A 13,222-nucleotide genomic window follows, 5' to 3' on the forward strand; every position below is an offset into this window, starting at 1 on the left:
GGGGCCTGGCCCCGGTGCCGCGCCTCGGAAACGAGGCCGGACGCCGGGGCGGAGCCGAGCACGGCGGTGAAGGGGGCGTAGGAATGGGGGAGTTCCTCACGGCCGGCTTCGGGACGGACGCGGGTATGCGCGCGGCGCGCCCGACGGACCGCATCGCTCCCGATGAACCCGGGCCGTCGTCGCACGGCTCCGGCGCGACTCACCCGGTCTCCGCGTAAGCGGTCCCGGGCGACGGCAGGAGTGTGCGGCACGGCCGCCTCCGCCCGCGTTCTCTCATCTTCTTCTCGGGGTGCCGTCGGCCCCCGGATCCAAAGGATTTCACCATGGATGCCACCACTGTGGGCATCGGCGTGTCCGTCGTCGCTGTCCTGCTCGCCCTCGTCGTCATGCTGCTGGTGTTCACCAGACTGTTCCGCAAGGTGGAACAGGGCAAGGCGCTCATCGTCTCCAAGATGCGCAAGGTGGACGTCACCTTCACCGGACAGGTCGTGCTGCCCGTCCTGCACAAGGCCGAGGTCATGGACATCTCGGTGAAGGTCATCGAGATCACCCGGACCAGCCGCGACGGCCTGATCTGCCGGGACAACATCCGCGCCGACATCCGGATCTCGTTCTTCGTCAAGGTCAACAAGACCGTCGACGACGTCATCCGGGTCGCGCAGTCGGTCGGCACCGCGCGTGCCAGCGACGTGAAGACGCTCCAGGAGCTGTTCCACGCGAAGTTCTCCGAGGCGCTCAAGACCGTCGGCAAGGGGATGGACTTCACCGACCTCTACACCAAGCGCGAGGAACTCCGCTTCAAGATCATCGAGGTCATCGGTGTCGACCTGAGCGGCTACCACCTCGAGGACGCGGCGATCGACTACCTGGAGCAGACGCCGCTCAACCAGCTCGACCCGCACAACGTCCTCGACGCCCAGGGCATCCGCAAGATCACCGAACTGACGGCGATCGAGCACGTCAAGACCAACGAGTTCCAGCGCACCGAGGAGAAGGAGATCACCCGGCAGAACGTCGACGCCCGGGAGACCATCCTCGAACTGGAGCGCCGCCAGGCCGACGCCGAGATCAAGCAGAAGCGGGAGATCGACACCGTGCGGGCCCGCGAGGAGGCCGAGACCGCGCGGGTGGTCGAGGAGGAGCGGCTGCGCGCCCAGGGAGCCTTCCTCGCCACCGAGGAGAAGCTCGGCGTGCAGCGCGAGAACCAGGCCCGCGAGGTCGCCGTCGCGCAGAAGAACCGCGAGCGCGTCATCGCCGTCGAGAACGAGCGCATCGAGAAGGACCGGATGCTGGAGGCCATCGCGCGGGAGCGCGAGACACAGCTGACGCAGATCGCCGCCGAGAAGGAGGTCGAGGCGGAGAAGCGGGAGATCGCCGAGGTCATCCGCGAGCGCGTCGCCGTCGACCGCACGGTCGCCGAGCAGGAGGAGTCCATCAAGAAGCTGCGTGCGGTCGAGTCGGCCGAACGCGACCGCCAGGCCGTCATCATCGCCGCCGAGGCCGAGGCGCAGGAGAAGCTGGTCAAGGACATCAAGGCCGCGGAGGCCGCCGAGCAGGCCGCCACGCACCGCGCCGCCGAGCAACTCACCCTCGCCGAAGCCGAGTTGAAGTCCGCCGACCTCCAGGCGCAGGCCAAGGTCAAGCTGGCCGCCGGCATTCAGGCCGAGACGGCCGCCGCGGGCCTCGCCGAGGTGCAGGTGCGCGAGCAGGAGGCCGACGTCATCGAGAAGGCCGGGCGCGCGGAGGCCGAAGCGACCGGGGCGCGGATGCGCGCCGAGGCCGAGGGCGAGCGGGCCAAGGCCCTCGCCGCGGCGGAGGGCGGCCGGGCGAAGGCCCTCGCCGACGCCGAGGCCATCGCCGCCAAGCTGAAGGCCGAGGCGCAGGGCATCAACGAGAAGGCCGCCGCGATGGCCGCCCTCGACGACGCCTCGCGCGGCCACGAGGAGTACCGGCTGCGGCTCCAGGCCGAGAAGGAGATCCGGCTCGCCGGGATCGACGTGCAGCGCCAGGTCGCCGAGGCGCAGGCCACGGTCCTCGCCACCGGCCTGGAGAGCGCCGACATCAGCATCGTGGGCGGCGAGTCCGTCTTCTTCGACCGGCTGATGTCCTCGATCGCGCTCGGCAAGGGCGTCGACTCCTTCGTCCAGCACTCCGACACCGCGCAGGCCCTCGCCAAGCCGTGGCTCGACGGCTCGGCCAGCTTCACCGACGACCTGTCGAAGATCCTCGGCTCCGTCTCCACGGCCGACGTGCAGAACCTCACCGTCTCCGCGCTGCTGATGAAGATGATGCGCGACGGCGGCGAGCAGTCCGGCCAGATCGGCGAACTCCTGGAGAAGGCCAGCCAGTTGGGTGTGGCAGACCTGCCGCTCGGCAAGCTGAACGGCGTGGCGCACGCCTGACCGCACAGACCGGCCGGGGCCGCCGTACGGGGGTCGGCGGTCCCGGCCGCACCACACTCGAACTGAGCGTGCATCACGCAGGAAAGGACGCCACGCATGGAGACCGGCACGGCCCGGACGGCCGACGGCCCCGACGCGGGCACGTACGAGGTACTGCGCGACCGGCTCGCCGCACAGGCCCGCGAACTGGCCGACCGCGCGGGCGCGCTGAACGACCGGCGCGGCGCCGCGTTCGGCTCCACGGAGCTCACGCTCACGGGCAGCGGCGCCGTCCGCACCGACGCCCCGCGCCTGGCCCGGGACGTCGTCGCCGTCGGCGGCGCCCTCCTCGTCGGCCTGCGCGACGTGCTCGGCACCCAGCCGCCCGAGGTCGGCGACATCTTCACCCTGCACACCCCCGACGGCGAGCTCGCACGGCTGCCCGAGGACGCCGTGCCGGGACTCCTCGACGACCCGGCGTTCCGGACCGAGTTCGCCGCCCTCTTCCGCTACTACCGCGACAGCAGGCTCCTCGAACTCCGGCTGATCGACGGCAAGTTGCTCGCCGTCTTCCAGACCGGCGACAAGGCCGACGACATCCGGGTCCTGCGCTGGGAGCTCGACGCCCGAGGCGGCGCCCGCTTCCTCGACGCGCGCGGTGACCGCGACGACGTCCGGCCCCCCGCCCACGACATCGACTGGCGGCCGACGACCCGCGAGGACCACGTCCTCGGCCGCCACCCGCACATCGCGATCCCCGGCGGCGAGATCTGGGTGTCGACGGTCGGCGGCAGCCTCACCGTCAAGACCGAGGACGACACCGAGACCGGCGACGGCATCCACGCCGAACCCGTCGACGAACCCCTCCAGTCGCTCGCCGACGCCGCCGTCGCGCACGCCCGCGTCGGCCCGCTGATCCTGCTGCGCGTGCGCCCCTACAAGGAGCGGGTCGACCGCCACCTCGTCTTCAACACCCTCACCAAGTCCGTCGTCCGCCTCGACGGCATCGGGCAGGCCTGCCGGGTGCTCCCCGACGAGCAGGGCGTCGTCTTCCCCGGCGGCTACTGCCTGGCCACCGGCGCCCACAAGACCTTCGACGCCGTCGACACCACGGGCCTCGCCTACGAGCGCACCGTCCGCGCCCCCGGCGGCGAGGACGTCCTCTACGTCTTCCGGGCCCGCGCCGCGGGCCGCACCCTGCTGCTGCCCTACCACCTCATCCGCAAGGAGATCGCCACCCCGCTCACCGGCCGCGGCCACGCCCTCTTCGACGACGGCACCCTCGTGCTGCTGCGCGACGGCGCCACCACGGAGCCCGGCCGGGCCCACCCGGTGCAGAGCTGGGCGACCCCCTTCACCGCCGACACCCACGAGACCGCGGCCGGCTCCGCCGACCCCGAACTGGCCCGCATCGGCAACGCCGACCTGGTGCGCGGCATCGCCGACTGCCTCTCCCTCGTCCACACGGTCCAGGAGGCGGCGGCCACCCCGACCGCCACCGCCTACGAGGCACTGGCCGCCGCCTGCGAACGCGTCACCGACACCTTCCCCTGGCTCGCCGACACCGGCGAACTGCGAGCTCCCGTCGACGAGTTGCGCTCCACGGCCGCCCGGATCGTCACCGAGTACGAGACCGTGCGCGCCCTCACCAAGCAGGCCGCCGACGCCTACGACGAGGCCGCCGCCCACCTCACCACCCTGGTGCGCCGGATCCGCGGCGAGGCACCCCGCAGCGCCCACGAATGGGTCGAACGGCTCACCGAACTGCGCCGCGCCCAGGGCCGCCTGCTCACCCTCAAGGAACTGCGCTACTCCGACGTCGAACGCATCGACGCCCTCGCCGCACAGCTCGCCACCGATCTCGCCTCCGCGGGCGCCCGCGCCGTCGCCTTCCTCGCCCGGCCCGACGCCCTCGCCGCCCACCACGCCGACCTCGACCGGCTCACCGAGCAGGCCGGACAGCTCACCACCGTCGCCGAGGCCGCGCCGCTGACCGAACGCGTCGCCGAACTCGCCGAACAGCTCCAGACCGTCACCGACGTCGTCGGCGGCCTCGACATCGACGACGCGACCGTGCGCGCCGACGTCCTGGAGCGCATCGCCGAAGCGCTCGCCGGCGTCAACCGGGCCCGCGCCACCCTCGACGCCCGCCGCCGCGAACTCGCCGTCCACGAGGGGCGGGCCGAGTTCGCCGCCGAGTTCTCACTGCTCGGCCAGGCCGTCACCGGCGCGCTGGCCGCCGCCACGACACCCGAAGCCTGCGACGACCAGCTCGCCCGCCTGCTGCTGCGCCTGGAGAACCTGGAAGGACGCTTCGCGGACAGCGACGACTTCCTCGCCGACCTCGACGCCCGGCGCGTCGAGATCCACGAGGCGTTCGCCGCCCGCAAGCAGACCCTCGCCGACGACCGCGCCCGGCACACCGAACGCCTCGCCACCTCCGCCCAGCGCATCCTTCAGACCGTCGCCCGGCGCCTCGCGGACCTCGGCTCCCTCGACGAGATCAGCACGTTCCTGGCCTCCGACCCGATGGTCGCCAAGGTCCGCCGGACCGTCGAGGCCCTGCGCGAGCGCGACGACCAGGTCCGCGCCGACGAACTCGACGGCCGCCTCGCCGTCGCCCGGCAGGACGCCCTGCGCGCCCTGCGCGACCGCACCGAGCTGTACGCCGACGGCGGCACCGCGCTCCGCCTCGGCCGGCACCGCATCGCCGTCAACACCCGGCTGCCCGAACTCGCCCTCGTCCCGCACGGCGACGACGGCATGGCCTACGCGCTCACCGGCACCGACTACCGCGCCCCCGTCGACGACCCGGCCTTCGCCGCACTCCGCGCCCACTGGGGCCAGTCGCTGGCCTCCGAGAACGCGGCCGTCTACCGCGCCGAACACCTCGCCGCCCGCCTCCTCGCCGAGCGCGGCGCCGAGGACCTGCTCGCCCGCGACGACCTGCCCTCCCTCGTGCGCGCCGCAGCCGAGGAGGCGTACGACGAGGGCTACGAACGCGGGGTCCACGACCACGACGCCACCGCGATCCTCACCGCGCTGCTGCGGCTGCACACCGGCGCCGGACTGCTCCGCCACACCCCGGCCGTCCGTGCCGCCGCCCAGCTGTTCTGGGCGCACGCGACGACGGAGACCCAGCGCGGCCAGTGGACCCGGCGGGCGGTGTCGCTGGCCCGCGCCCGCGACACGTTCGGCCTCGCCCCCGCGATCGACGACTGGTGCGCGGAGCTCGCCGAGCGCATCGGCCCCGACGACCCGCAGGCCCCGAACGTCGCCGCCTATCTCTTCGAGGAACTCACCACAGGACCCGACGGCTTCGTCACCGCCGTCGGCGCCCGCACCTTCCTCGACAAGTTCCGCCGCGCCGTGGACAGTCCGTCCTACGAGGACGACCTCGCCGCCGTCGGCGACCTCGGCGCCCGCCGCTCGCTCGTCGAGGCCTGGCTGACCGCGTACGCGACCGCCGTCGGCGACGACGCCGGTGAGCTGCCGGAGGCCGTCGCGCTCGAACTCTGCCCGGACCTCCCGCGCCACGACGCCGACGCGACCCTGACCGCCACCGTCGAAGGACTGCTCGGCACCCACCCGCGGATCGACGGACGGCGCCTCACCTTCCGCCTGGACGAACTCCTCGCCCGCACCCGGGACTTCCGCGAGCACACCGTCCCCGGCTTCCGCGCCTACCAGCGGCTGCGCACCTCGCTCGTCGCCGCCGAACACGACCGGCTGCGCCTCGCCGACCACCGGCCGCGCGTCCTGCCCACCTTCGTGCGCAGCCGTCTCGTCGACGAGGTGTACCTGCCGCTCATCGGCGACAGCCTCGCCAAGCAACTCGGCACCGCAGGCGGCCTGTTGCTGCTGATCTCACCGCCCGGCTACGGCAAGACGACCCTCGTCGAGTACGTCGCCGACCGGCTCGGCATGCTCCTCGTCAAGGTCGACGGACCGGCCCTGGGCCACGACGTCACCTCCCTCGACCCCGCCGAGGCCCCGAACCTCACCGCACGCCAGGAGATCGAGAAGGTCAACTTCGCCCTGGAGGCGGGCAACAACGTCCTGCTCTACCTCGACGACATCCAGCACACCTCGCCCGAACTGCTCCAGAAGTTCATCGCCCTGTGCGACGGACAGCGCCGCATGGACGGCGTGTGGCAGGGCGAGCCGCGCAGCCACGACCTGCGCGGCAAGCGGTTCGCCGTCTGCATGGCCGGCAACCCGTACACCGAGTCGGGGCACCGCTTCCGCATCCCCGACATGCTCGCCAACCGCGCCGACGTGTGGAACCTCGGCGACGTCCTCACCGGCAAGGAGGAGGCGTTCGCGCTGAGCTTCGTCGAGAACGCGCTCACCGCCAACCCGCACCTCGCCCCGCTCGCCGGCCGCGACCGCGCCGACCTGGACATCCTGCTGCGGCTCGCCGCGGACGACCCCACGGCCCGCGCCGACCGGCTCACCCACCCCTACGCCCCGGCCGAGACCGAGCGGATCGTCTCCGTCCTGCGCCATCTGCTGACCGCCCGCGACACGGTCCTCGCCGTCAACGCCGCCTACATCGCCTCGGCGGCCCGGTCCGACGACGCCCGCACCGAACCGCCCTTCCTGCTCCAGGGCTCGTACCGCAACATGAACAAGATCGCCGCCCGGATCGACCCCGCCATGAACGCCGCGGAACTCTCCGCCGTCCTCGACGACCATTACACCGGCGAGGCCCAGACCCTCACCTCGGGCGCCGAGGCGAACCTGCTCAAACTCGCCGAGCTGCGCGGCCGCCTGAGCGCCGAACAGGCCGACAGATGGGCCGAGGTGAAGGCCGCCCACGTCCGTGCCCGCGCCCTCGGCGGCGCCGACGGCGACGATCCCGCCGCCCGCGCCGTCGCCGCGCTCGGTCTCCTCGCCGACCGGATCGCGGCCGTCGAGTCCGCCATCACCCGGGCCACCGGCACCGCCGCCCCGCACCCGCCACGGCCTTGAACAGGCGAACCGCGGGCCCCCGCACGATCGTCTCCGTCGACGGTGCGTTAAAAAGACGGAGCCGACACAGCACGACAGCGAGGGCGCGCATGGCCGATCACGACATACCCGACCACTACCTGGACGGGTACGCCGCGCTGCTCGCCGACGCCTCCGCGACCGGCCGCCGCCTCACCCGCGACGAGCTCGACACCCGCCGCGCACTCGGCGAACAGGCCGCCGACGCCGGATACGGGCTGCGCGCCCTGGTCGCCGCGCACCTCGCCGGCGCGCGCCTGAACTGGCCGTCCGGCGCCCCGGCCCCGGACAGCGTCATGACGGCCGTCGAACAGGCCGTCGACGCCTTCGCCGAGGGCTACGAGCGCGCCCAGCGCCAGGCCATGCGGCAGGAGGAGGCCGCCCGCCGCGAGTTCATCGACGACCTCCTGTACGGCCGCAGCGACATGGGCCAACTCGCCGAGCGCGCCGAGCGGTTCGGGCTCCGGCTGGCCTACGAGCACGCGGTCGCGGTGGCCGAGGGCGAGTTCGCCTACGACGAGGGCGACGCCGTGGCCCGCGGGGTGGAACAGGCGATGATCGGCCGGTTCGGCGACCGGGACATCCTGCTCACCACCAAGGACGGCCGCCTCGTCTGCGTCGCCCCCGGCGACCAGGACGAGATCCTGAGCTTCTTCGCCAAGCAGGCCTACGCCGCCACCGACGGCGGCCACGTCGCGATCGGCCGCCCCCAGCCCGGCCCCGGCGGCGTCGTCCAGTCCTACGAGGAGGCCCTCAGCACCCTCGAACTCGCCCAGCGCCTGGAGTTCGCCGATCCGGTGCTGCGCTCCGCCGACCTGCTCGTCTACCCGGTGCTCACCCGTGACCGGCAGGCCATGGCGGACCTCGTGCGGACCACGCTCGGGCCGCTCCAGAGCGCCCGCGGGGGAGCCCAGCCGCTGATCGACACCCTCACCGCCTACTTCGACTCCGGCTGCGTCGCCGCCGAAGCGGCCCGCCGGCTGAAGCTGAGCGTGCGCGCACTCACGTACCGGCTGGCCCGCATCCACAAACTGACCGGCGCCGACGCCACCGACCCGGTCTCCCGCTACACGCTGCAGACCGCGGTGATCGGGGCCCGGCTGCTCGACTGGCCGGACCGCCCGCTGTGAGCGGCACGCGCTAGACCGGCAGCAGCCGGCCCACCAGGGCGCTCAGCTGGCGCGCGTTGCGGCACTCGTACATCTCGACGACGTCGCCGTACAGCCCGGCCGCCGAGTCCCCGGTGTCCCACTGGGCGCGCGACTCCGGGTTGAGCCAGTAGGTGCGGCGGGCGGCGCGCACGATCCGGCGCAGCGCGGGCAGATTCGGGTCCTGCTGGTTGTTGCGGGCGTCGCCGAGGACGAACACCGAGGTGCGCGGGCCGACCGCGGCGCCGTAGCGCTCCACGAACTCGCCGAGCGCCGTGCCGTAGTCGCTGCTGCCGTGCCAGCCGGTCAGCGTCGCCTCCGCGGTGATCCGCCCGCTCAGCCCCTCCGGATCGGCGGCACCGTCCGCGATGAGGTCCGTCACCTCGTCCATGCGGTTGACGAAGGCGAACACCCGGATCTTGCTGAACTGGTCGTGCAGCGCCTGCACCAGCAGCATCGTGAAGTTCGCGAACCCCGCGACCGAACCGGACACGTCGCACAGCAGCACGAGTTCGGGGCGGGCCGGACGCCGCCTGCGCAGCACCGGGTTCATCGGCACACCGCCGGTCGACAGCGAGCCGCGCAGCGTGCGGCGCAGGTCGATGTGGCCGCGCGCCGCGCGCCGCCTGCGGGCCGCCAGCCGGGTGGCCAGCTTGCGGGCCAGCGGATGCACGGTCCTGCGCAGCTCGGCGAGCTGGTCCTTGCCCGCGTACAGGAACAGCGTGCGGTCCGGGGTCTGCACGGGCATCCGGCGGGCGACCTCGTCCCGGTCGCGGGCCTCGGCCACCCGGCGCCGCGCCTCGTCGCGCACCCGCGTGCGGAACTCCTCGATGCGGCGCCGGATCTCGTCGGCCTCGATGCGGTCGGTGAACGCCCCCGCCTGCCCGCCGCCCGCCCGGATCCCGGCCATGATCTGCGCGAGCAGGGTCTGCGGGCGCAGCCGGTCAAGGGCCTGCTGCGAGGAGAAGCCCGAGCCGCCGTCGTAGCCCCCGAAGCCGTCCACCGCCTCCGCCGCGAGCGCGTCGAGCGCGGCCCGGTCGTTCGCTGCCAGCGCCTCGGCGAGACGGGCGCGCAGCTCGTCACGGTCGGCGGGACCCGACGGCCGCTCCGGCGCCCCGACCGCACGCGGGAAGTACAGGTCGAAGACGGGGTCGAAGACGGCGCGCTGCCCCTGGTCGTGCAGGAGCGCGGCGGCCAGCCCCTCACGGACGTGCTCGCGGTTGTCCAGGCCCAGGGCGGCCACGGCGCGGGCGGCGTCCACGCTCTCGCCGGTGCCGATCCGCACGCCGTGCGCGCGCAGCGCCCGGACGAGGGCGGTGACGCGGTCCCCGGTGCTCACACGGCGTCCAGATCGAGCTTGGCCGCGGCCGTCTGCACATCCTCCTGGTGCTTGAGGACGACGCCGAGCGAAGCCCGTACGACCTCCTCGTCCAGCCGGTCCGCGCCGAGCGCCAGCAGGGTGCGCGCCCAGTCGACCGTCTCCGCCACCGACGGCACCTTGCGCAGGTCCATGGCGCGCAGCGCGCCCACGACCCGCACCAGCGACTCGGCGAGCACCGTGTCGAGCTCGGGCACCTTCAGGGCGACGATCCGCCGCTCGAGCTCCTCCTCGGGGAAACCGATGTGGAGGAAGAGGCAGCGGCGGCGCAGCGCCTCGGACAGCTCGCGCGACGCGTTCGAGGTCAGCACCACGAACGGGCGGCGCGTCGCCTCGATCGTCCCCAGCTCCGGCACCGTCACCTGGAAGTCGGAGAGCACCTCGAGCAGCAGGCCCTCGACCTCGACGTCCGCCTTGTCCATCTCGTCGATGAGCAGGACCTTCGCGTCGTCGCCGCGGATCGCCGTGAGCAGCGGCCGCGCCAGCAGGAACTCCTCGCTGAAGATGTCCGTGCGGGTCTCGTCCCAGGACTCGTCGCGCCCCGCCGTGATGCGCAGCAGCTGCTTGGCGTGGTTCCACTCGTACAGGGCGCGGGACTCGTCGACGCCCTCGTAGCACTGGAGCCGGATCAGGCGGGCGTCGCTGATCGCGGCGACGGCCTTCGCCAGCTCCGTCTTGCCGACGCCGGCCGGGCCCTCCACGAGCAGCGGCTTGCCCAGCTTCGCGGCGAGGAAGACGGTGGTCGCCACCGCGGGGGAGGCCAGATAGCCGGTCTCGGCCAGACGAGCGGTGACATCGTCCACGGACGTGAACAACAGGGCCTCCAGAACGGGTGCGTCGCGGACTGTCAGCTGATCAGTTCCCCCGGCGCTCCACAATGACCCGGCGCGCTTCATGGCGAACGTCACGTCCCGTACCGCCTCCTGAGTCTTGAACAAGGACGGACTCGGCGAACCGTCCGTATCCTGGCCCCATGAGGCGCACTTCCTTTGCCGACTGGCCCTGCTCCATCGCCCGCACCATGGACCTCCTGGGCGACTGGTGGACGCCGCTCGTGCTCCGTGAGGCGTTCTACGGGATCACCCGCTTCGACGTCTTCCAGCAGGAACTCGGCATCGCCCGCACCACCCTCGCCGAGCGGCTGCGCCGCCTGGTCGACGAGGGGCTGATGGAGAAGCGCGCCTACGAGACGGCGCCGGTCCGCCACGACTACGTCCTCACCGAGAAGGGCCGCGACTTCTTCGGCGTCCTCGCCGCCATGAACGCGTGGGGCAACCGCTGGCTGTCCGGCGAGGAGGGCGCGCCCGTCGTCTTCGAGCACGACCGGTGCGGCCAGGTGGCGGAGGCGGCGGTCGTGTGCGGCGGCTGCGGCGAGCCGATGACGGCCGCCGACACCCGCCCGCGCCAGGGCCCCGGCTACCCGGAGCGGCTGGCCCGGCGCCCCGACGTCGCGGCCCGCTTCACCCGCTGAACCAGCGCCGCCCGAGTGGTCCGTCCCTCTGGGGCCAGTCCTCTTGACGGAGTGAGTCCATCTACGAAACTCTCGTGGTCAGAACCGAGAGAGGTGGTCACCATGGAGTGGACGGGTGCGCGCTACGCGGACACCCCGACCGTCGAGGTGCGGCGTGGGATCGCGGCACCGCCGGAGCGGGTCTGGGCGCTGGTCACGGACATCGGCCTGATGCCGCGGCTGAGCGACGAGCTACAGGCGGCCGAGTGGCTGGCGGAGGCGGGCGGGCCCGAGGTCGGCGCCCGGTTCCTCGGCCGCAACCGGCACCCGTCCTTCGGCGACTGGGAGACCACGTCGTACGTCGTCGAGTGCGCGCCCTGCCGGGCCTTCGCCTGGGCCGTGTCCGACCCCGAACTCCCCAGCGCGGTATGGAGGTTCACGCTCGACGCGCAGGACGACGGATCCACGGAACTGACGCAGTGGGTCCAGCTCGGCCCCGGCCGCTCCGGACTCTCGTACGCGATCGACCGGATGCCCGACAAGGAGCAGAAGATCGTCCACGTACGGCTCAACGAGCTGGAGCGGGCCATGGGCGCCACGCTCGACGGCCTGAAGTCCCTCGCCGAGGAGGCCGGGACCCGCTGATGCGCACCTCTACGACGATCGAGGCGTCCGGCGGGAACTGGCGCGAGACGGTCGACTTCGTGACCGAGGCCGAGAAGCTCGGCATGGACATCTGCTGGGTCGCCGAGGCCTGGGGGTCCGAAGCGCCCTCCCCGCTCGGCTACTTGGCGGCCCGCACCGAGCGCATGCTGCTCGGCTCCGGCATCATCCAGCTCGCCACCCGCACCCCGGCCGCCATCGCGCGGGCGGCGATCACCCTGTCGAACATCTCCGAGGGGCGCTTCCTGCTCGGCCTCGGCCCGTCGGGTCCCCAGGTGATCGAGGGGCTGCACGGGGTGCCGTTCGCGCGGCCGCTGGCCCGGATGCGGGAGACCGTCGAGATCGTGCGGCTGGCGGCGAGCGGCGAGAAGATCGCTTACGACGGACGGGAGTTCACCCTCCCGCTGCCCGGTGGTGACGCCCGCCCGATGCGCCTGTCGATGCGGGCCGAGCACGAACTGCCCGTCTATCTGGCCACGTTGTCGCCGAAGATGCTGCGGCTGACCGGCGAGGTGGCCGACGGCTGGCTCGGGACCAGCTTCGTGCCCGAGGGGGCCAAGGAGGCCTACTTCGACCATCTCGACGCCGGGCTCGCCGCGGGTGGGCGCGTCCGCGCTGACCTGGACATCTGTCAGGGGGCCGAGGTGAACTTCGCCGAGGACGAGGACGCGCTGCGGGTCATCCTCGCGAGCCGCAAGAAGGAACTCGCCTTCAGTCTCGGCGGCATGGGCTCCGCGTCCACCAACTTCTACAACCAGGCGTACAGCAGGCAGGGCTGGGCCGAGGTGGCGGCGGCCGTGCGGGAGCGGTGGCAGGCCGGTGACAGGGACGGTGCCGCGTCCTTGGTCACCGACGACATGGTGCTGGCGACGACGCTCATCGGTACCGAGGAGATGGTGCGGGCCCGGTTGGGGGTGTGGCGGGACGCCGGGGTGGACACCGTGCGGCTGTACCCGGCGGGCGACTCCCTGAACGCCCGCCTCGCCACGCTGGGCCGGGCCATCGAGCTGGTACGCGAGGTGAGCTCTTCGGGTGCCGCCTGAGTGTGGCTGGTCGCGCAGTTCCCCGCGCCCCTGAAGGCATGCGCTGCGCGCAGCCTTCCCCGATGAGATGGCGCACGCAGTGCGCATCTCAGGGGCGCGGGGCCAAGCGCGCCCGCGACCCGCAACTCGCCCCGCTGCCCCGGCTGCTGCTGGTCATCGACGAGTTC

The 13,222-nt window shown here is 72.9% G+C and carries 8 protein-coding genes; 6 read left to right on the forward strand and 2 right to left on the reverse strand.

All coding sequences use genetic code 11. The features are described 5' to 3' along the window. The first annotated feature begins 323 nt into the window (after positions 1-323). The 3 genes from ABZ930_RS35810 to ABZ930_RS35820 all read left to right on the forward strand — a co-directional run bounded on the left by ABZ930_RS35810 (position 324) and on the right by ABZ930_RS35820 (position 8,503). Positions 324-2,402: a flotillin family protein gene (locus ABZ930_RS35810; RefSeq protein ID WP_361557756.1), complete on the forward strand. Its 2,079-nt coding sequence runs from the start codon at positions 324-326 to the stop codon at positions 2,400-2,402. Between the two features lie 96 nt (positions 2,403-2,498). After that, positions 2,499-7,355 carry a DNA repair ATPase gene (locus tag ABZ930_RS35815; protein ID WP_361557759.1) on the forward strand — a complete coding sequence of 1,619 codons (4,857 nt, stop codon included), beginning with the start codon at positions 2,499-2,501 and terminating at the stop codon, positions 7,353-7,355. An 89-nt stretch (positions 7,356-7,444) separates the two neighbouring features. After that, a complete protein-coding gene (locus ABZ930_RS35820; protein WP_361557762.1) occupies positions 7,445-8,503 on the forward strand; it encodes a helix-turn-helix domain-containing protein in 1,059 nt (352 codons plus the stop codon). Between the two features lie 10 nt (positions 8,504-8,513). Here ABZ930_RS35820 and ABZ930_RS35825 read toward each other — a convergent pair whose 3' ends face one another. Continuing rightward, on the reverse strand, positions 8,514-9,860 hold the full coding sequence (locus tag ABZ930_RS35825) for a VWA domain-containing protein (RefSeq protein WP_361557765.1): 1,347 nt from the start codon (positions 9,858-9,860) through the stop codon (positions 8,514-8,516). Next, entirely contained in the window at positions 9,857-10,714 is an 858-nt protein-coding gene (locus tag ABZ930_RS35830; protein ID WP_361557777.1) for a MoxR family ATPase, read from the reverse strand. The genes ABZ930_RS35825 and ABZ930_RS35830 overlap by 4 nt, the downstream gene beginning before the upstream one ends. A 158-nt stretch (positions 10,715-10,872) precedes the next feature. On the opposite strand from ABZ930_RS35830, the gene ABZ930_RS35835 reads away from it, so the two are divergent. The 3 genes from ABZ930_RS35835 (at position 10,873) to ABZ930_RS35845 (ending at position 13,055) form a co-directional block, all read left to right on the forward strand. Further along, positions 10,873-11,370 (forward strand): helix-turn-helix domain-containing protein, encoded by a 498-nt coding sequence (locus ABZ930_RS35835; RefSeq protein WP_361557768.1) that lies wholly within the window; start codon positions 10,873-10,875, stop codon positions 11,368-11,370. A gap of 102 nt (positions 11,371-11,472) precedes the next feature. Beyond that, positions 11,473-11,994, forward strand: a complete 522-nt coding sequence (locus ABZ930_RS35840; protein ID WP_361557771.1) for an SRPBCC family protein — start codon at positions 11,473-11,475, stop codon at positions 11,992-11,994. After that, positions 11,994-13,055, forward strand: coding sequence for an LLM class flavin-dependent oxidoreductase (locus tag ABZ930_RS35845; protein WP_361557774.1), 1,062 nt, complete (start codon positions 11,994-11,996; stop codon positions 13,053-13,055). Before ABZ930_RS35840 ends, ABZ930_RS35845 begins: the two co-directional genes overlap by 1 nt. Positions 13,056-13,222 lie beyond the last annotated feature (167 nt).

Origin of the sequence: Streptomyces sp. NPDC046716 (assembly GCF_040645755.1) — a bacterium.
Classification (GTDB): domain Bacteria; phylum Actinomycetota; class Actinomycetes; order Streptomycetales; family Streptomycetaceae; genus Streptomyces.